The sequence below is a fragment of the Paraburkholderia sp. UCT2 genome, assembly GCF_014397665.1.
Taxonomy (GTDB): Bacteria; Pseudomonadota; Gammaproteobacteria; order Burkholderiales; family Burkholderiaceae; genus Paraburkholderia; species Paraburkholderia tuberum.
This window is the reverse complement of record NZ_VZQO01000064.1, coordinates 17,766-37,176: the sequence shown is the minus strand read 5'-3', so window position 1 is coordinate 37,176 and position 19,411 is coordinate 17,766. Positions and strand designations below refer to the sequence as shown.

General features: G+C 61.0%; 16 protein-coding genes. 11 read left to right on the top strand and 5 right to left on the bottom strand.

The features are described 5' to 3' along the window. Positions 1-303 precede the first annotated feature (303 nt). Both F6X39_RS33185 and F6X39_RS33180 read right to left on the bottom strand, forming a co-directional pair. The gene (locus tag F6X39_RS33185; RefSeq protein WP_187619724.1) at positions 304-1,098 is read right to left on the bottom strand and encodes a molybdopterin-dependent oxidoreductase; all 795 of its coding nucleotides are present in this window, start codon (positions 1,096-1,098) and stop codon (positions 304-306) included. 3 nt (positions 1,099-1,101) lie between these two features. Next, on the bottom strand, positions 1,102-1,683 hold the full coding sequence (locus tag F6X39_RS33180; RefSeq protein ID WP_187619723.1) for a cytochrome b/b6 domain-containing protein: 582 nt from the start codon (positions 1,681-1,683) through the stop codon (positions 1,102-1,104). Positions 1,684-1,902: 219 nt separating this feature from the next. On the opposite strand from F6X39_RS33180, the gene F6X39_RS33175 reads away from it, so the two are divergent. From F6X39_RS33175 to F6X39_RS33155, 5 genes are all read left to right on the top strand, one after another. Next, entirely contained in the window at positions 1,903-2,049 is a 147-nt protein-coding gene (locus F6X39_RS33175; protein WP_187619722.1) for a hypothetical protein, read from the top strand. A 520-nt stretch (positions 2,050-2,569) separates the two neighbouring features. Next, the gene (locus tag F6X39_RS33170) at positions 2,570-3,928 is read left to right on the top strand and encodes an MFS transporter (protein WP_187619721.1); all 1,359 of its coding nucleotides are present in this window, start codon (positions 2,570-2,572) and stop codon (positions 3,926-3,928) included. Between the two features lie 71 nt (positions 3,929-3,999). Continuing rightward, entirely contained in the window at positions 4,000-5,025 is a 1,026-nt protein-coding gene (locus tag F6X39_RS33165) for an amidohydrolase family protein (protein WP_187619720.1), read from the top strand. A gap of 2 nt (positions 5,026-5,027) precedes the next feature. Further along, a complete protein-coding gene (gene ligK / locus F6X39_RS33160; RefSeq protein ID WP_187619719.1) occupies positions 5,028-5,711 on the top strand; it encodes a 4-carboxy-4-hydroxy-2-oxoadipate aldolase/oxaloacetate decarboxylase in 684 nt (227 codons plus the stop codon). Positions 5,712-5,725: 14 nt separating this feature from the next. Beyond that, on the top strand, positions 5,726-6,433 hold the full coding sequence (locus F6X39_RS33155) for a substrate-binding domain-containing protein (RefSeq protein ID WP_222945389.1): 708 nt from the start codon (positions 5,726-5,728) through the stop codon (positions 6,431-6,433). Between the two features lie 152 nt (positions 6,434-6,585). On the opposite strand, the gene F6X39_RS33150 is transcribed toward F6X39_RS33155, so the two are convergent. Next, complete coding sequence (locus F6X39_RS33150; RefSeq protein ID WP_187619717.1) at positions 6,586-7,602, bottom strand: ATP-grasp fold amidoligase family protein; 1,017 nt, start codon at positions 7,600-7,602, stop codon at positions 6,586-6,588. A 58-nt stretch (positions 7,603-7,660) separates the two neighbouring features. Further along, on the bottom strand, positions 7,661-8,593 hold the full coding sequence (locus F6X39_RS33145) for a GlxA family transcriptional regulator (RefSeq protein ID WP_184064849.1): 933 nt from the start codon (positions 8,591-8,593) through the stop codon (positions 7,661-7,663). A gap of 809 nt (positions 8,594-9,402) precedes the next feature. Between F6X39_RS33145 and F6X39_RS33140 the strand changes: the two genes are divergently transcribed. From F6X39_RS33140 to F6X39_RS33115, 6 genes are all read left to right on the top strand, one after another. Continuing rightward, positions 9,403-11,724 carry a polysaccharide biosynthesis tyrosine autokinase gene (locus F6X39_RS33140; protein ID WP_187619716.1) on the top strand — a complete coding sequence of 774 codons (2,322 nt, stop codon included), beginning with the start codon at positions 9,403-9,405 and terminating at the stop codon, positions 11,722-11,724. A 60-nt stretch (positions 11,725-11,784) separates the two neighbouring features. Then, complete coding sequence (locus tag F6X39_RS33135; protein WP_187619715.1) at positions 11,785-12,900, top strand: glycosyltransferase family 4 protein; 1,116 nt, start codon at positions 11,785-11,787, stop codon at positions 12,898-12,900. Between the two features lie 18 nt (positions 12,901-12,918). Then, on the top strand, positions 12,919-14,376 hold the full coding sequence (locus F6X39_RS33130) for a hypothetical protein (RefSeq protein ID WP_187619714.1): 1,458 nt from the start codon (positions 12,919-12,921) through the stop codon (positions 14,374-14,376). Positions 14,377-14,445: 69 nt separating this feature from the next. Continuing rightward, positions 14,446-15,456, top strand: coding sequence for a glycosyltransferase family 2 protein (locus F6X39_RS33125; protein ID WP_187619713.1), 1,011 nt, complete (start codon positions 14,446-14,448; stop codon positions 15,454-15,456). Between the two features lie 16 nt (positions 15,457-15,472). Further along, entirely contained in the window at positions 15,473-16,789 is a 1,317-nt protein-coding gene (locus F6X39_RS33120) for a lipopolysaccharide biosynthesis protein (protein WP_187619712.1), read from the top strand. A gap of 51 nt (positions 16,790-16,840) precedes the next feature. Then, the gene (locus F6X39_RS33115) at positions 16,841-18,031 is read left to right on the top strand and encodes a glycosyltransferase family 4 protein (protein ID WP_187619711.1); all 1,191 of its coding nucleotides are present in this window, start codon (positions 16,841-16,843) and stop codon (positions 18,029-18,031) included. Here the strand turns inward: F6X39_RS33115 and F6X39_RS33110 are convergent. Next, entirely contained in the window at positions 18,007-19,314 is a 1,308-nt protein-coding gene (locus tag F6X39_RS33110) for an O-antigen ligase family protein (protein WP_187619710.1), read from the bottom strand. The two genes, F6X39_RS33115 and F6X39_RS33110, sit on opposite strands and share 25 nt — an antisense overlap. Positions 19,315-19,411 lie beyond the last annotated feature (97 nt).

Sequence of the window (19,411 nt, the reverse complement as noted above, 5' to 3'; positions counted from 1 at the left end):
GGGGTGGGTTCCGTCGCGGGGGGAGGTTGGTCCGGATTCGCTTTGCCGAACAGCTTGTGCACGATGTCACCAAAAATACTCATTTCCGAAATCTCCGCGGTTGAATGACGAATGCGAGTTGGGGGCGCTCGCAGGACATACCCCCACTATGCTACGCGATCTACCACGGTGAAAAACGTAATATTTTGTCAACCCATCCACTACTCGTATTGTTCCGCGCGCAATGATCCTGACACGACTTAGCCCGCGTCACGTCAACATGACGCTGTGCGTGATTGATGGAAGGAGAAAAACATCATTGCGTCACGAGCCGCTGAACCAGTTGTAGCCCTGGTTCTCCCAATAGCCGCCCGGATACTGGTTCGTGATTTCGATAGCGACGACATGCTTGGGATTCTTGAAGCCGAGCTTGGTCGGCACACGCAGCCTCATCGGGAAACCATACTTCGGCGGCAGCACGTCACCGTCGTAAGTCAGCGTGAGCAGCGTCTGCGGGTGGAGCGCCGTCGGCATGTCGATGCTCGTCCAGTAGTTGTAGTCCGCGCAATGAAGCGACACGTACTTTGCACTCGTGTCCGCGCCCGCGCGGCGCAGGAATTCGGAAAAGCGCACGCCGCCCCAGCGACCGATCGCGCTCCATCCTTCGACACAGATAAGACGCGTGATCTGGCTTTCCTGCGGCAGCGCGCGCAGTTCGTCGAGCGCCCACGTACGCTTGCCGTGCGCGAGGCCGCTGACCTGCAGACGGTAGGTCGCGGCATCGATCTCGGGCACCTCGTCGACGCCATAGAACGCATTGAACGGAAACGGCCGTGTGATCATCGATGCCGGATACGTGGGCGCCAGCTTGTTCCGATCGAACAGCAGTGCCTGCACGTCGTCGTTGAAGAACGAGATGCGGCGCAGCGCGGTGTTCACCGCCTTGTCGTCGGTCAGATCGCAACCGGACAGCAGCGCGATGCCGCCTAACGTCAGCAGCCGCCATCCGAACAGCCGGCGCGCAGGCGATTTGAGTTCGCGCTGAGCATCGCGAATGATCGATTCGCCATGCGTCGCGAGAAAGGTGCCTTGTTGCGCGGTTCGTTTTCGGATCGTCATGATTTACCGTCCACGTAGCATCAGCAGCAGCGAGCGGGGCACGAGCGCCACCATCGCGACGTGAATGACGAAAAACGCCACCAGGACGCTCATACACATGAAGTGCACCACGCGCGCGTTGTCATATCCGCCCATCAGCGTGCGCAGCAGCGGGAACTGCACCGACTTCCAAATGGCGAGCCCCGACAACACGATCAGCAGGATGTCGGCGATCACGACGAGATAGGCGAGCTTTTGCACCGAGTTGTAGTGCGCGAGGTCGTCGTGTTTCAGGCGCCCGCTCAGCGCAGCGAGCAGATCGGCGACCAACTGTTTCGGCCGGACAGGCAGCAGCTTGCGTCGAAAGCGTCCGGTCGCCAGATTCAGCGCCAGATAGACGATGAAATTGGCGACCAGCAGCCACATCACTGCGAAATGCCATTGCAGCGCGCCGGCGAGCCAGCCGCCAAGCGTGATCGAAGGTGGAAACTCAATTGCGGGAAAGATCGGCGACGCGTCGTAGATCTGCCAGCCGCTCATTACCATCAGCACGACCGCGACAGCATTGATCCAGTGCGTAATGCGCACCCATCCGGGTTGAACCATGTTGTGCCTCAAGACCACGCCATGCTCGTTGACAATCATTCCGGTGCCGCGGGAGCAGTCAACGGGATGCCGTCGGCGCCGGTATGGGGGCGCAAGCAGGATCGGGCGACGAGGTACGCTGCGAGCGTCAGACTGGCATTGCGCCCGAAGCGGTAACGCGATCGATCGATGGTTATTCCGTCGTGTCTGAAATCTTTTCGTTCTTGCTATCGACTTTCAATGACGACGCACATCGCGCAGGAAGGCCGTCCCGCCGCATGGGAAACGCAGCATACGACATTCCTGACTACGGACGGACGCTGGCTCGAAGGTTGCAGCGCGGAAGGGGTGTCGCAGCACCCTGAGCCGGGTAGCGCACAACGGTAATTCAGTACCAACCGGTCTCGCGAGGCCGGCTCAGCCCGAAGCGGAATGGCCATAGCACGGTCATGCCGCTTTTTTCTTTTTGTGCCCTTTTTGCGCGGGGCAAATCCACTACCGGCGCGGCGCATCCACGTGGATCGGAAAGCGGGGCGTCTCACTGCCGTTCTATGCGAGTTCATTCCCGCTTCATCTGTTCTGTTTATCAGGGTGTGCACCGGCAGGCGTTCGAAAAGCCCGCTTCGAAGGGCCGTGACTCTGGTTTGAACGCTTGTCCAGCGGGGCTTTGCGCGAATCGGACGGGCTTCGCCGATGCTATGCGGAACGCTGAGAATGCGGATACTCGCATCTACCCTATGGTTAACCCGCGCTTTGGCTCGCGAAGGACGAAACGTACCTTCACGCCAATTATTTGAGTAAGCCGTGTAGGGGCCCATCGGCACGATGGAGACGGAGTCGGCGTACTTTGCGAAGCTACCCGCTTCGAGCGCGCGATGAGACCAATGAAGGAGACAGGAGAGTTTTGATGACCAGTACTACCAGCGGTAACAGGATTGATATCAAGAAGTTCATCGACGAACGGTCGATTTCGCCCTACCAGTGGCTATTGGTCGTGCTGTGTTTTCTGATCGTGACCGCCGACGGCATGGACGTCGCGATCATGGGTTTCGTCGCGCCTTCCATCATTCATGACTGGGCGATTTCGCGCCCCGAATTCGGACTCGTGATGAGCGCGGCGCCGATCGGTCTCGTGATTGGCGCATTGTTCGCGGGTCCGGCATCGGACCGCATCGGCCGCAAGTGGGTGCTGATTACGTCGGTGTTTCTGTTCGGCGTGTTCACGATCGCGACTGCGTTCGCGCAGTCGCCGTTTTCGATGGCAGCATTGCGTCTGCTCAGCGGTGTGGGTCTCGGCGCCGCGATGCCGAACTCGACGACGCTGCTGTCCGAGTACGCACCGCAACGCAAGCGCGCGCTGCTGATCACCGTAATGTTCACGGGCTTCAATCTCGGCTCGGCATTGATCGGCTTCGCGGCCGGCTGGCTGATTCCGGTTCACGGCTGGCGCGCGGTGCTGATTTTCGGCGGCGCACTGCCGCTCGTGCTGATCCCGTTCCAGATCTGGCTGCTGCCTGAGTCGGCCCGTCTGCTCGCGGTGCGCGGCGCGCCCGCGCAGCGTATCGGCAAGGTGCTTGGCCGTGTGTGCGGCGTGCACTTCGGGGGCAATGAAGTGTTCGTGTCGAACGAACCGCCGCTGCCCACGCGCAAGCCGATCGGCGTGCTGTTCTCGCAAGGCTATGGCTCGATGACGATCGCGCTGTGGGTCACGTATTTCATGGGCCTGCTCGTGATCTATCTGCTGACCGGATGGCTGCCGACGCTGATGAAGGATGCGGGTCTGTCGGTCACGACCGCGGCCAACGTCACGGCGATGTTCCAGATCGGCGGTACGATCGGCGCGATCCTCGTCGGCTGGCTCATGGACAAGGCGCGTCCGGCGCCGGTCATCAGCGCCGCGTATATCGGCGGCGCACTGTGCGTGCTCGGGCTCGGCTACATCGGCGCGCTGTCTTCGTCGCTTGCATTGCTGGTGTTTGCCGCGGGCTTCTGCATGAGCGGCGCGCAAACCGGTCTGAACGCATTTGCACCCGGCCGCTACCCGACCGTTGCGCGTGCGACTGGTGTGAGCTGGATGCTCGGCATGGGCCGCTTCGGCAGTATCTTCGGCTCGGCGATCGGCGGCGCGCTGCTCGGCTTCGGCTGGCAGTTCGGCGCGATCCTGGCGATGCTCGCGATCCCTGCCACACTCGCCGCTATCGCCATCCTGGTGAGCCAGCGTGTGGGCGGCGCCGAAACGGTGGCGCAGCCGAATATCGCGCATTGAGGCGTGAGGCAACGCGGCGCGCGTGCGTTTCGCGGGCGCTGCTGGATAAATTCATCTACTGAGGAATCACGGTGATCATCGACATTCACGGACACTACACCACCGCGCCGAAAGCGTTGGAGACGTGGCGTAACCGCCAGATCGCAGGCATCAACAGTCCTTCCGGGATGCCGAAGGGGTCGGAATTGCAGATCAGCGACGACGAGCTGCGCGAGTCGATCGAAAACAACCAGTTGAAACTGATGCGCGAGCGCGGCCTCGATCTGACGATCTTCAGTCCGCGCGCGAGCTTCATGGCGCACCACATCGGCGACTTCGAAATCTCGAGCACGTGGGCCGCGATCTGTAACGAACTGTGCTATCGCGTGAGCCGGCTGTTTGCCGAGAACTTCGTGCCGGCCGCGATGCTGCCGCAAAGTCCGGGTGTCGATCCGGCCACCTGTATTCCTGAACTCGTCAAATGCGTCGAGCAGTACGGCAATGTCGCGATCAACCTGAATCCCGATCCGTCGGGCGGCCACTGGACCAACCCGCCGTTGTCGGACCGTTCCTGGTATCCGATCTACGAGAAGATGGTCGAGTACGACATTCCCGCGATGATTCACGTGAGCACGAGCTGCAACGCGTGCTTCCACACCACCGGGTCGCACTACCTGAATGCGGATACCACCGCGTTCATGCAATGCCTGACCTCGGACCTGTTTCGCGATTTCCCGACGCTGCGTTTCGTGATTCCGCATGGCGGCGGTGCGGTGCCGTATCACTGGGGTCGTTTCCGCGGCCTCGCGCAGGAACTGAAAAAGCCCTTGCTGAAAGACCATCTGCTGAACAACGTGTTCTTCGACACCTGTGTCTATCATCAGCCGGGTATCGACCTGCTCACGCGCGTGATTCCCGTGGACAACATCCTGTTCGCGAGCGAAATGATCGGCGCGGTGCGCGGCGTCGATCCGGAAACCGGTCACTATTTCGACGACACGAAGCGCTATGTTGAAGCCGCGGATATGAATCCGGAGCAGCGCTACAAGATCTACGAAGGTAACGCGCGGCGCGTCTATCCGCGTCTCGACGCCTTGCTGAAAACGAAGGGGCTGTGATCATGTATGAAATCGGAGTCGTCTATCGCAACATCCAGCGCGCGGATGCGGAGGTGGCAGCGAAACTCGGCGCGCTCGGTTCGGCCACCGTGCATGAAGCGATGGGCCGCACGGGCCTGCTCCAACCGTATATGCGCCCGATCTATACCGGCGCGCGCGCGAGCGGCACGGCCGTCACGGTGCTGCTGCAACCGGGCGATAACTGGATGCTGCACGTCGCGGCCGAACAGATCCGGCCGGGCGACGTCGTCGTCGCGGGCGTCACCGCACAGAGCACCGACGGTTACTTCGGCGATCTGCTGGCCACGAGCTTCAAGGCGCGCGGCGCGCGTGCGTTGATCATCGACGCCGGCGTGCGCGACGTCAGCGTGCTGAGCGAAATGAACTTCCCGGTCTGGAGCAAGGCGATTTCCGCGAAAGGCACGGTCAAGGCGACGCTCGGCTCGGTGAACATTCCGGTCGTGTGCGCGGGTGCGTTGGTCACACCGGGCGACGTCGTCGTTGCCGATGAGGACGGCGTGGTCGTGGTGCCGGCGGCCGCCGCGCAAGCCGTGCTCGACAAGGCTGCGGCGCGCGAGGCCAATGAAGCCGGGAAGCGCGCGAAACTCGCCTCTGGGGTGCTCGGTCTCGACATGTACAACATGCGCGGGCCGCTCGAGCAGGCCGGACTGCGCTACAAGGACTGACAGGCGTGGTCGCAATGATCAACGATCAAGCCACGCGCGCGCCGATCACCGGCATTTCGTCGATGGCCACGCGCCAGGTGCTGGCCGAACTCGCCGCGTTCTACGAGCGGCGCACGGGGCAAGGCGTCGTCGTCGAATCGGTCGGCGGCGTCGATGCGGCGCGCCGGGTCGAGGATGGCGAAGTCTTCGACATCGTCGTGCTTGCCGCCGACGCGATCGAGCGGCTCGTGGTGACGGGTTTTGTCGAGGCGGCGAGCCGCGTCGGGCTCGCGCGCTCGGGCATCGCGGTCGCTGTCGCGGCCGGAGAAACGCACCCGGACATCGCGTCCGAAGCAGCGCTGCGCGCTGCGATTCTCGGTGCGCGCAGCATCGGTTACTCGACGGGGCCGAGCGGCACGCATCTACTGAAGCTGTTCGAACGCTGGGGCATTGCCGGGCAGATCGCTTCGCGTATCGTGAAGGCGCCGCCGGGTGTGCCGGTCGGCACGCTCGTCGCGCGCGGAGAAGCCGCGCTCGGCTTTCAGCAGATGAGCGAATTGATTCACGTGGCGGGCATCGACGTGCTCGGCGAGCTTCCGGTCGCCACCCAGTCCAACACGACTTTCACCGCCGCGATCTGCACGGTGGCGCGCCAGCGTGAAGCAGCCCAGGCGTTGCTGGCGTTTCTGGCCTCGCGCGAGGCCGACGGCGCAAAGCTGCAAAACGGCATGTCGCCGGCTTGATGGCGGGCGGCGCTCGCCGCTCAGGCTTGTGTCCTTGCCTTTTCCGCCTCCATCTCTTTGCGCGAGCGCATGCTCGGCGTCGAAACGCTGAAAGCGCTGACCGGCACGCCCGATCGGATGGCGGACGCAAAACGCTACGAATGAAAGCGGATTCAAGCCAGCAGCTTGCCCCACTCGTAATCGATACTGTCCGGCGTGAAGGGCAACACGCCCGCGCCGGGCGTAAATGTAAGTTCGCCGAAATAAACGAGGTCGTCCGGCGCATACAGGTCGACGCGCACATAGTCGAAGTCTTCGCACAGACGGGCCGCGACATCGAGCACGGCCTGTAGATGCGGCGGGCGCGGAGCGGGCAACGCGCTGCGCTTGTAGTCGCCGATTGCGATATCGAGGTGATTCCAGTCGGCGTCGTACACGTCGCCGTGCGTCGCGTCGCCGAATCGATCCGAGATCACGAGGATATAGATGATCGGCCCGCCAGGACGGCCGCCAAAGCAGTGCATTTTGAAATCCGCCGGAATCTGGCCGCGCCGATCGAGCAGCAGCTGCTCGAAGAAAACGCGCGGCTCGATCGTCCGATAGTGCCGCTCGCGCCCAACGTAATAGAATTCGGTGCGCAACCATTGGTCGGCGAGCTTCTTCAGCTTCTCGAACGAGGTCTCTGATTTGTTTCTCACCACTTCGACGTAGCTGCTGCCGTGATTGGCTTTCATTACGAAAGCATCGGGCAGTGCGTCGAACACTTCGGGCGTGAATGAATCGGGCACTGCGATCAGCGGTATCAAATGCTTGTCGCCGATTTTACGGGCAATATATTCCCGCACCAGAAGCTTGTCGGTCAGGTCGATATAGCGCGGATCAGGATGAAGATTGCGCTGCAGGATCTTCTCATTGAACGTCACCGGACGAATCAGGTTCGGATAGCGGCCAATGCATTTGTGATGTAACAGGCTTAGGAAAAGGGTGTCCGGCAATAGCGTTTTCGCCGCTTCCTTGATTTTTCTCGCGGTAGATGGCGACTGCCCGTGCGCCGCATGCGCACCGGTGTGCAAGCCCGGCTGCCCGCAGGGCGCGGCCAGAGCACTGTCGCCGGAGTGTAGGGAGGCCATGTTTTTCGGCGCGACGGCCGCATCCTGCGCGGCCAGTTCGGCGGATTTGATGATCGTCATGTTCTAATCCCTTTGCGGTCGAGTCGACGAGTCGTCCTCGGAGTAACGGGAATTGAAATCAAAGCGTCAGCGGCGCTTGCCGCAACATCTCGGTCGCGGCACTCCAGCTTTCCTCCGGCGTCAGCCAGCGTTCCTCCGCATCCACATGCTGTTGCGCGCGAAATTGCGTCGGCGACATACCATAGCGCTCCTTGAATAGCCGCCCAAGCCGATTACCGTCGCCCATTCCGCAGCGGCGCGCAATCTTGTCGACCGGCAGATCGGTGTTCTTCAGCATCGAGCGAACGATCTCGAAGCGTGTGCGCAGCAGATATTCGAGCGGCGTCATGCCGAACTCGCATTTGAAGCGGCGCTGGAAATTGCGCTTGCTCATCGCCACCGATTCGGCCGCCTGCGCAACCGAAATAGCCTTGCTGTAGTTTTCCTTGATCCAGCGCGCCGATTCGCGAATCTTCTCCGTCGTCGTCGTGATGTTGACGTCGTCGAACTCGGAGCGGCTTTTCTCGGCGTAGCCGGTTTGCAGGATGCGGCCTATCTTGCGGGCAGTGTCGGTATTGATGTCGCGTTCGATCTGCGCGAGCGCGAGATCGGTCGGCGTCACATTGCTTTGCGTGCGCGCGGCGTCACCGCTGTCGTCGAACAGAAAAATCGGCACGATCGATTGCAGCGGGTCGTTGCAGACGACCGCGAGATTCGCACCCTGTTGCATGCCGAAAGATGCAATCGATCCTTGCAGCGAGATCCACGACAGAAAGCGGTCGTTGGATTCCGCGACTTCGGTGACGTCGCGGCAGGCCACGAAGAGCGCGTGGAAATCAGCGAGGCAGTAGCGTTCGAGGCCTTGCGTCCAGATCGATATGCCGGACGAACTGGTCACCAGACCGCCGCCGTCGGATACCACGGTAAACCGGTATGGCGCCTCTTCGCCAGCCGTTCTCTTGAACTCATTGGCAAGCCGGAACGCGTCGCCGATCGCGCCGGTACTTGCCATCGAACAATCCTGAAAGACGAATAGACCAATGTGCTTCATCACGCGAGCTTCTCCAGTCAGGAAAATCTACGCATTGAGATTAGCGCATCGATTTGGGCGAGACGAGCTTGGCCGGCATGCGTGGGTGTTTTGGCGTAATCGTCAGGATTCAAGAAATTCTTACCTCGCTATTCGCAGAAATGCGTGCTAGTAATTAACGTTGCACGGAATTTTTTTCCCGATCAATTAGCGCGATTCTTGCAAGCGAAATGCTGGGGCATCGGCGGAATGCGCCGAGTGGCTTGGATTCGGCGCGATTTGCGGGATAACAAGGGCATTCCTGGCACTTGAGCCGTGCAATTGGCGTTCTGTCGCGATGTACGATGCCTGTCGTATTACTCTGTTACAGCAATTGCAGATCGCAACAAGCCTTTCCGGCTTCTGTTTCATTTGTAAAAGGCTCCGCATTATCGGCCAATAGCACCCTACTTTGGGCCGCCGGCGAATGCCTCGATCCTTTGCGGACTATGCTTCAGCGCAACATCGAGAGAGAAATTGTCAATCGCGGATTACGTGAATGGCGGGCTTCGCATTCGCTGATTCGTGAGAAGAACAATCGGCAATGCCGCGGTGGATAAGCAATAGGTGTGTAGCCTTCCGTGGTTCGAGAGGTCCCGAACACGGCTCCCCGACCTAACCCGACACAGCACGTCGCTTCGCCGTGCTGCCAGCCAATCGAGGGTCTATCCGGCCGGCGGCATAAATAGCGACGTGGCGACGCAAAGCGATCGCCGATCGTTTTGTTTCATCAACCTGCAAGGATCAGACCGGTGGATTACTATCCGCAAAACTCGCTCTATCCCGCTGTTGATACCGAGCGTAGACAACTCAGTGCCCGCGCGATGCTCACGCTAATGCGCGACCACATCTGGGAGATCGTGGTGACGACGGTCGTCGTCCTCACGCTCGCGGTCGCGTATCTTCTGATTGCCACGCCTATCTATTCCGCTGACGTAATCATTCGCGTGGACCCACCCGAGCCAAATGCCCTCGGACTCGCGTTGCAGAACCAGGAACTGTTGCCGCCACCGACGCCGTCGTCGGTAACCGAAATGGCGGTCATGGAAAGCCGTGCAGTTTTGCAGCCGGTGATGGACCAGTTCCGTTTCGACATTTCGGTGAAGCCGCACAAGCTTCCGGTTCTCGGCGACATCGCCGAAAAATTCGCTACACCGGGACAGCCCGCGGCGCCGTGGCTCGGGCTGAAATCGTTTGCATGGGGCGGCGAGCGTGTGCAGATCGCCGAGCTCGACGTGCCGCGCGAACTCGAGGAAGAGAAGCTGACCTTGACCGCGCTCGACAATGGCGCCTTCGAATTGCACGGCCCGTCCGGCGAGTTGCTGGCGAGTGGCACGGTCGGCATGCCGCTCAAGCAGAACGGCGTGTCGATGCTCGTGAAGGAACTCGCTGCGCGGCCGGGCACGAAGTTCGAGGTGATCCGCTGGAATGAGCTCGATGCCATCAAGCGCTTCACCAGTCTGGTCAAGATTGGCGACAAGGTGAAAGACTCCGGGCTGATGCAAATCCAGTACCGCGACAAGAGTCCGGACAAAGCCGCGGCCGTCGCCAATGCATTGGGAGAGCAATACCTCGCATCCGCGGTGGCGAGCCGGCAAGCGAACGACACGCAGACGCTCGCTTTTATTAACGGCGAACTCCCGCGTCTACTCGGCGATCTGCGAAAAGCCGAGGAAGCGCTGAAGAACTTCCGCTCGAACTCGCGATCGATGCAGCCGACCAACGAGGCGCAAGCCTATTTGCAGGGCGGCCTCGATCTCGACAAGCAGATCGCCGCGCTGCAATTGCAGCGCACGCAAATGCTCGAGCGCTATACGGAACAAAGCCGCTGGGTGCAGAACGTCGACGAGCAACTGGCGCAATTGAAAGATGCGAAAGCGAAATTCTCCGACCATTTCAACGGCATGCCCGCGTCGGAACGGGCGAGCGTCGATCTGATCCGCGCGCAGAAGGTCGCGGAAACGGTGTATCTCGGCATGGTGCAGAAGGCCGAGCAATTGCAGGTGCGCCGCGCCAGCACGACGGGCGGCGCGCATATTCTCGATCGCGCGATCAGACCGCATATGCCGGTCATGCCACAGCCGATTCTCGTGCTCGGCGGCGGATTGGTGCTCGGTATCGTGTCCGGCGTCGTGTTGGTCTTCATGCGCCGCCACGTGATGATCGGCGTGACCGACCCGCGCTACGTCGAGCGCCAGATGAGCGTGCCGGTGTTTGGCGAGATTCTGTTCAGCCATCAGCAACTGCTGCTCGACCGCGATGCGACCGCGGGGCGCAAATCGCTGCCGGCAGCAGCCGGGCGTGCCCATCCGCCGATGCAGAAGAGTCTGCACGAGATTCAGTTCGAATCCGGCGTCCAGAACAGGATTCTCGCCGCGCGCTTTCCGCACGACACATCGGTCGAAGCGCTGCGCAGCGTACGGACCGCCGTCACGCGCGATCTCGCGCATGCACGCAACAACATCGTGATGATCATCGGGCCCACGCCATCGGCCGGCAAGAGCTTCGTCGCCGCGAATCTGGCGATCCTGCACGCTGAAATCGGCTCCCGGGTGGTGCTGATCGATGCCGACATGCGACGCGGTCATCTTGCCTCGCTATTCAACGAGAGCAATCGTGGAGGTCTTTCCGAAGTACTGTCCGAACGCCTGCCGCTCCGCAATGCGCTGCGCTCGACCCGCATCGACGGATTGACGTTCCTGTCATGCGGCGTGCGCCCGGAGAACCCCGCCGCGCTGCTGATGAGGCCGCACCTGAAGGAAGTACTCGAGCGGCTGTCGAGCCAGTTCGATCTGGTGATCATCGATACGCCGCCTTTCCTCGCGGTCACCGACGCCTCGATCGTCGCGAACGAGGCGGGCGCATCTCTGCTCGTGTTGCGCTCGGGCATGCAAAGCGAGGAGGAGATCGCCGACACGATCAGAAAGGTGGAACGCGCGGAAGGGCGCATCGCGGGCGCGGTGTTCAACGGCATTCCGCTGCGTCGAAGCACGAAGAACTATGGCTACGAAACGAACTATGCCAGCGATTTCGGCGAAAACGACGTCGGACAGCAAGCGCCGCGAGGCGCCTGAGCGTGTGGAGACCCCAACGCGGTAAAAGCGCGTTCGCGATGGCGTAAAACGGAGAACCAGATGGCCTTTGCAATCAACGGAAAGTTTACTTCTCAGTCCGTCACGGGGGTTCAACGCGTTGCGTATGAGCTGACGCGGGCCATGCAGATGCGCGCCGCGCCCGGTGACGAACCGGAAGTGTTCGTGCCGCAAAACGCCGTCGAGCCGGGGGCGCTGCTCAAACCGCAACGGCGCTTTCCGTGGCTGCGCGGCACGCTATGGGAGCAGATCACGCTGCCAATCGCCGCACGCGGCATCACGCTGCTGAGTCTGTGCAATACGAACCCGCTGTTCAAGCACAGTCAGGTCGTGATGGTTCACGACATGGCCGTCCTTGACATGCCGCAGGGCTTTTCGAGGAAATTCCGGCTCTGGTATCGCATCTGTTTCGCGCTCTTGCCGCGCACCCATCCGATCGTTCTGACGGTCTCGACGTTTTCGAAAATGCGTATCTGCCATCACCTGAAAATCGACGAATCGCGTGTGAAAGTGGTGGCGCCCGGCGCGGATCATTTCGACCGGATCGTTGCCGACCCATCGGTGCTGCAACGGCTCGAATTGAACAAGGACGCCTATTGCGTGATCGTCGGCAGTCTCGATCCGCGCAAGAATCTGCGCGGCGTGCTCGATGCGATCGTGCGGCTCGGGCATCTGCGCGACGTCAAATTCGTCATCGTGGGAAAACAGTATCCGCGCATCTTCAGCGGTGCAGGCGTCGAGCATCCTGTGCATTCGCGGCAGGTCGTGTGGGCAGGTTTCGTGTCGGACGCGGAGCTGAAGGCACTGTACGAGAGCGCTGGCTGCCTCGTGTTTCCGTCGCTGTACGAAGGTTTCGGCCTGCCGCCTCTGGAAGCGATGTATTGCGGCTGTCCGGTGATCGCGTCGGCGCGCACGTCGATACCGGAAGCATGCGGCGATGCCGCAATGTACTGCGACGCGACCTCCGCGGACGACATCGCCGCCAAGATCGCGCAGATGATGAGCGACGCCGATCTTCGCCAACGTTATCGCAGCGCGGGGCTGCTGCATGCGCGCGAGTTTCGCTGGGAGCGCGCGGCGCAAACGGTGCTCGAAATCCTCGATGTCAAGACTGGCGAGCGGCTGCCCGAACTGACGCCGCGCGCGTCCGCGAGCTAGCGATGGGTGGGCACGAACATGGATCGCATGAAGACCCGCGCTGGCAGAAGACGTGCATTGCGCACACTCGCCGCGTTGGCGGCGGGTGCGGCCGCGCCGTGGTCGACTCTCCGGCCCGCTCTCGCATTGGTACCGGACCCGGCGCCCGCGAACGCGCGCGCCCGCATGATGACCGATCTGATCGGCACGAACGGCTGGGCCGGATCGGCCGCCGACATCGAGATGTGGCGAGCGATGGGCATTAGCTGGGGCCGTGACACGGTCGGCCCTGGTCAACCTGATCGGCCCGGCGAGGCGATGCGCATCGACAAAACGAGCTCGGGGTTCGATATCGATCTGCCGTCGGCACTGTTGCGAAACGAACGCAATGGAATCGGTTCGCTGTTGATGCTCGGCTATACGCCGAGATGGAATGCGACCGTGCCCGGCGACAGCAATTCGGCACCCGTCGACGTGGATGCGTGGAAGCAGTATGTCGACGCCGTGGTGCGCAAGTATTCGGCGCCGCCTTATAACCTGCGCTATTTCCAGATCTGGAACGAGGCGGCCGGCAAGTTGTCCGGCGGCTTGCCGCAGTCCGTGTTCTGGCACGGCCCGGAGTTCAGCAAGGACGAAAAACGCTCGAAACCGTATGAGCGCGCGATGCAGGATTACGTGGAGCGGATTCATATTCCGGCGGCCCGCATCATTCGCAGTTATCGCGCGTATGTGGTGTATGGCGGCTGGCCGGACCAGGGCGGCCTCGATAACTTCCACCGCTGGCTCGAATATCGCAGTCCGGTCTTGAAAGAGCGCATGCTCGATTGGGTCGACTACGTCGACACGCACTACTTGCCGGTTGCCGATATGGAATCGCTGTACCAGCGATATGTGAAGAACGGTCCCGCGCGCGGCATCTGGCAAACGGAGATCGGCAACGAGTACATGAAAGACCCGCACTATTTGCCGCGTTATTTCTTCGACTTCGCGGTGTGGGCGCTCGGCAGGAATTGGGACGACCCGAACAAGTACCTGTCGATGATCTATCACTGGGACGGCTATGAACCTTTTCGTCTCACGCATCCCGGTCCGCCTGAACGAACCTACAACGTTTCCGGTCGAAGCTTGGTCGTGTTGCATCAAACAGCGGGTAGGCATCTGGCGAGTTTTTCGAAGCCGCTGCAATGCGGTCCGGGTGTTGCTGCAAATGCCTTGCTTTCCGGCAACGACCTCGTGATGCAGGTGAGCAGCAGCGCGGGCTGGCAGAACATTTCCATCGGCGGGCTAGAGCCGCTGCGCTCGCACGCGGTGCAGGTCGATTTCATCGATGCGCTGAGCGGCGAGGCGAGCGCACCGGGCAAGGTTGCATCGAGTTGGGACAACGATTTGATGAACGTGCGATTCAAGGTACCCGACCAGGTGAACGGCGCTGGTAATAATCCGCCCAAACATCTGGCTTATCTCGTGGTGCGTCGTGTGACGCAGGCAGTGGCATAGCGATATTTCGCGAGCATGACGACCGCCGGGAGCCGGCGGATCGAACCTGACGGATAGCGTTGACACATCATGAAGCACGTCACCATTGCGATTTGCAATTACAACTACGAGCACTATCTGGCCGCGGCGATCGACTCGGCGCTCGCGCAGGATTATCCGGCGACCACCGTCATGGTCGTCGACGATGGCTCGACCGACGGTTCGCGCGCGATCATCGAAAGCTATGGCGATCGCGTACTGACGTTGTGCAAGAAAAACGGCGGGCAAGTATCCGCCTACAACTATGCAATCGCGTCGCTCACCACCGAGTATGTGATCCTTCTCGATTCCGATGACGTGCTGTACCCATCCGCGGTTACCGAAGTCATGCGCTTTTTCGAGGGCGGCGAGTGGGCCAAGGTGCAATTCCGGCTCGACGTGATGGACAACGAAGGCGCATTGACGGGTGCCTACGTGCCGAATAGCGAGCCGCCACACGACTGCGGCAGGCTGCTGCGCGGTGGCTGGCTCTATCCGTCCCCGCCCGCGTCTGGCAATGCTTACCGGGTGAGCGCGCTCAAGCAGATCTTCCCGGTTCCCGAAGAGGGTGTGAATCGCTATGGCGCGGACTTTTATGCGATCTATGGCGTCGCGCTGGCTGGACCGATCGCTACCGTGTCGAAGTCGCTAGGCGGCTACCGGGTGCATAACGCGGGCAGTGAAACGGTGTCGTTCGCGAACTCGGAACAACTGACGAAAGCACCGCGCGCGTTCAACATGCGCTGGGCCATTCTGCGCAATATCGCCAAAGATCGGCTCGACATAGAACTACCGGCAACATTTCTCGACTTCTCACACGAGAAAGCGACATTCTGCTCTTCCGTTTATCGCGCGACCCTGTTCCGGCGTTGGCATTGGATGATCCTCGATTCGCGTAACTATCTGCACACGATCATTGCAAATCCGTTCTGGAGCCTGAAGAAGAAGCTTGGCACGCTCGTACTGTCGAGCCTGTGTCTCGTGCCTTATTCGCCGCTGTCGGATTTCGCGGTCCGTTATATCGCGAACCCGCTCGCGCGCCGTCGCGTCGCAGGACGCTGAGGCGAAGGAGGACGGCATGGATAGACGAACGAGCGCCAACCTGATCGTATTTGTTTACGCCGGTTATTTCATGAGGTACGTGTACCTCCTGATCGTCGTGCCGTTCTATGGCCGGGTGCTCGGCGTGGCCGAATACGGCCGGGTACTCGCGTCGATGTCGCTGATGAACGTGATATGGATGCTCGTCGGCTTCGGCTTTACCTTTGTCGGCATGCGCGAGGTGGCGAAAGCGCAGTCGACCCGGGAATGCAATGCGATCTATTCGCTGCATGTCAGCGCGCGGCTGACACTCGCCGTGATCGGCGCGGGCATCGGCATCATTGCGACGTTCTGTTCACCGTTACTGTCGGAGCGGCCGCTGATCGGCCTGCTCGCGACCTTGCTAGGTATCGTGTCGGCATGCAATCTCGGCTGGCTGTTTCAGGGGCGGCAACACATTCGAACGCCGATCATGATCGAAGTGTTCGGCTTCGCGCTGAGTCTCGTGCTGGTGCTGACTCTCGTCAAAGGACCGAACGATGCCGTCTGGGTGTTGGCGAGTTTGCTGATTGCGGGTATCGCGTCCTTGATCATTGCCTACGGTTTGACGACGTGGCAACTCGGCTGGCCGCGTCTGGCGTTTGCCGGCGTCCTGCCGCTCGTGCGCAGGTCGACGATGCTGTTCTGCTATTCGTCCGGCTCCGTCGTGCTGACGGCATCGTCGACGTATTTGCTGACCTTGTTCTCGACGCCCGCGGAGGTCGGCTATTTCGGCGCGGCCGAGCGTTTCGCGACGATCGGACTCAGCCTGATGGCCCCCGCGGCGCAAGTCTTTATTCCGACGATAACCCGGCAACTCGCGCAGGGCGACAAGGCGGGCGCGCATGTCACGACGCGGCGCGGCGCCATCTTGCTGCTCGGCTATGGCGTGCTCGTGCTGTGCGGCGCGCTGACGCTGTCGCCTTTCGTGTTGCCGCTGATTCTCGGCGCCGCGTTCGAGCCGAGCGTGCACGTGTTGCAGGTGTTTGCATGGATGTTCCCGTTCGCGGCTTTCAACGAGTTCGTCGCGCTCTATGTATTCGTGCCGCGCAGGAGAGACCGGGTGCTCGCGATTGCCGGCGTCGCCTCGGCGCTGGTCAATCTCGCAGCGGCGCTCGTTCTCGCGCCGCGTTTCGGCGCGATTGGCATGGCCTCTGCTCGGGTGATCGGCGAAGCGGCGCTGTCGGTGACGCTGCTCAGCGTATTGATTCGCCTCGAGCTGGTCGGGCTGTTGCCCGGCGCCGAGCGTGCGCTCGAGCGGGTGCGGGTGGTGTGCGGGCTTAGTACGCAGGCGGGCGGCGCAAAGGACGATTGAAGTGGCGCGTGGGTGTGTGGGAGTTTGGGTGGATTGTCACAGGAGGTCGAAGTGAAAGTCGCTATTGTTCACGATTGGCTCGTAGTGTCCGGCGGCGCCGAGAAAGTATTGAAGAACATCATCGAGTGCTTCCCGGATGCGGATGTCTTTTCGATTGTCGATTTTCTCGAAGACCGCGATTGCGTGAAGGGGAAGTCCGTCAACACGTCATTCATCCAGAAGATGCCGTTTGCGCGAAGACGATACCGCGCCTATCTACCGTTGATGCCGATTGCGATCGAGCAGGTGGATCTGTCAGGCTACGATCTCGTCATTTCGAGCTCGCACGCGGTCGCGAAAGGCGTGTTGACCGGGCCGAACCAGATGCATATCAGCTACATTCATTCGCCGATCCGCTATGCGTGGGATCTGCAACATCAGTACCTGCGTGAATCCCATCTCGACACAGGGCTGCGCTCCGCGTTGGCGCGCGTGCTGCTTCATTACATTCGAGGCTGGGATTCGCGTTCCGCGAACGGCGTCGATCATCTCGTCGCGAATTCTCAGTTCATTGCGCGGCGTATCAGAAAGGCCTATCAGCGCGAATCGACCGTGATCTATCCGCCGGTCGATCTGGTGAACATGCCTATTGGTACGGAGAAAGAGGATTTCTACGTGACGGCGTCGCGGATGGTGCCTTATAAGCGTATCGATCTGATCGTTCAGGCCTTTTCGCAAACGCCTGAACGCAAGCTGGTCGTGATCGGCGACGGTCCCGAGATGAAGAAGATCAAAGCGGTGGCCGGCGACAACGTCCAGATTCTCGGGCATCAGCCGTCCGATGTGCTGGTCGATCATTTGCGGCGCGCGCGCGCGTTCGTGTTCGCGGCGGAAGAAGACTTCGGTATTTCGGTGGTCGAAGCGCAGGCATGCGGCACGCCGGTGATCGCCTTCGGCCGCGGTGGCGCGCTTGAATCGGTGGTGGGATTGCCGCTCGAGCGACCCACCGGGGTTTTCTTCGGTGAGCAAAGCACCGCGTCGTTGCTCGAAGCCGTTACCCGGTTCGAGAGCAACGCAGCCCTATTCGACGCACGCATGTGCCGCAAGAATGCCGAGCGGTTTTCGTCGGAGAACTTCAAGAAGGCCCTGATGGGCTTCGTCGACGCGCGGCTGCCGTATGCGTGCGTCGAACAGTTTCTTCCCTATGCGCCGAGTCAGTCGCTGCCGGCCGAAGAACGTCATCTTGCCGACGTTACGCCCTGAGTCGGGCGCTGGGGCACGGGCTGTGCAGCTCGCGTGCCCACGATGCCCGCCTTGCGCGCTCCGCGCGGGCCGGGCCTGAATGCGGTGGCCGCCAGCGGACGCGCGGCTAGCAGCAGCGAGATCACCAGAGAAAGAATCAATACATTCGACGGCGAAACGAGCCGATGCTCGGTTGCCGACATCACCAGCAGGCAAACCGACGAAATCTCCACGAAGCGGAACGCCGCGAACTGGCGGCCGCCCTCGACCAACGCGGCATACGCCGCCCCCTGCCTGCTCCACTCGATCAGTCTCCAGAAGAACGCGAGGATCAGCGTCAAGCCCACTACGCCGAGCTCGGCGAGGATATTCAGATACGAGTTGTGAGCGTGCGAGTCGCTGTGCTCGATCACTATGTCGGACGGCACCGCGAACAGATGGAAGTACGAGGTGAGGCTGCCGATGTGGTCGTCGAAGGAGCCGAAGCCGAGACCGACGAGCGGGCTTTGCACGAAATACGCGAGCGCTCGCGGCCACAACCACTCGTAGCGAATGTTGAGGTTGTTGACCTTGGCGTCATTGGCGTGAATCGCGAACGTATAGCCCATGTAGTCGACGTTCGGCTGGGTATGGTAGATCGCGACGGCGACCGAGGCTAGCAGCAGCACGGCTATCAGCGTGCCGAGAATCCAGCGCTTGCGGCCAAAGTACAGATAGGGCAGAACGGCCGCCGCGCCAAGCAGCGAGCCACGGCTGTAGGTCGAAAACAGCATCAGCACATTGCAGGCGAGCAGCGCGATCAGCAGCTTGCTGCGTTTTTGCAGGTAGCACGCTACGCCGAGACAGAACAGCATTGCCAGGAAGCCACCGGCTGCGTTGCGCGCAATGAAGTAGCTGCCGAAACTGTCGGCCGGATTAACGAAGATGCTAAACAGCCCGTTCGTGGCGATGTAGTAGACGTACATCGGCAGATTGACGATGACCGCGAAAATGAACAGCGCACGCAGTACCTTGTGCAGATCCCAGCGGTGCGCATACACGAACCCGGCAAAAATGGGAGCATAGGAAATGAAAAAATTGCCGTCGCGCCGATAAAAGTCGAAGTCGAGGAACGACTGCGGATCATAGAGCAGCGTCGAGACCGTCGCGAGCACCGTGAAAGCGGTAAGCGGCGCGATGAACGCGGGATAACTGCGGCCGTAAAAGCGCCATGCCAGCAACAGCAATGGGACAAAGCCGATCGCACTGATGGGCACGAAATTCGTGACCGTCAGGAAAAGTGCGACTAGCGAAATATAGGCCATTGCAACTCCAGAAACGAATGGCGCGCCGGTTGGGGTTGTGCCCATGCGCTGGATGATGGCGAGATTGGAACAGCGGAAAACTCACAGTGTGGGCCGC

Coding starts and splice junctions, on each gene's coding strand:
- F6X39_RS33185 (WP_187619724.1), bottom strand. CDS start 1,098: ATGACGATCCGAAAACGAACCGCGCAACAAGGCACCTTTCTCGCGACG.
- F6X39_RS33180 (WP_187619723.1), bottom strand. CDS start 1,683: ATGGTTCAACCCGGATGGGTGCGCATTACGCACTGGATCAATGCTGTC.
- F6X39_RS33175 (WP_187619722.1), top strand. CDS start 1,903: ATGACGACGCACATCGCGCAGGAAGGCCGTCCCGCCGCATGGGAAACG.
- F6X39_RS33170 (WP_187619721.1), top strand. CDS start 2,570: ATGACCAGTACTACCAGCGGTAACAGGATTGATATCAAGAAGTTCATC.
- ligK (WP_187619719.1), top strand. CDS start 5,028: ATGTATGAAATCGGAGTCGTCTATCGCAACATCCAGCGCGCGGATGCG.
- F6X39_RS33155 (WP_222945389.1), top strand. CDS start 5,726: ATGATCAACGATCAAGCCACGCGCGCGCCGATCACCGGCATTTCGTCG.
- F6X39_RS33150 (WP_187619717.1), bottom strand. CDS start 7,602: ATGACGATCATCAAATCCGCCGAACTGGCCGCGCAGGATGCGGCCGTC.
- F6X39_RS33145 (WP_184064849.1), bottom strand. CDS start 8,593: ATGGCAAGTACCGGCGCGATCGGCGACGCGTTCCGGCTTGCCAATGAG.
- F6X39_RS33135 (WP_187619715.1), top strand. CDS start 11,785: ATGGCCTTTGCAATCAACGGAAAGTTTACTTCTCAGTCCGTCACGGGG.
- F6X39_RS33130 (WP_187619714.1), top strand. CDS start 12,919: ATGGATCGCATGAAGACCCGCGCTGGCAGAAGACGTGCATTGCGCACA.
- F6X39_RS33125 (WP_187619713.1), top strand. CDS start 14,446: ATGAAGCACGTCACCATTGCGATTTGCAATTACAACTACGAGCACTAT.
- F6X39_RS33120 (WP_187619712.1), top strand. CDS start 15,473: ATGGATAGACGAACGAGCGCCAACCTGATCGTATTTGTTTACGCCGGT.
- F6X39_RS33110 (WP_187619710.1), bottom strand. CDS start 19,314: ATGGCCTATATTTCGCTAGTCGCACTTTTCCTGACGGTCACGAATTTC.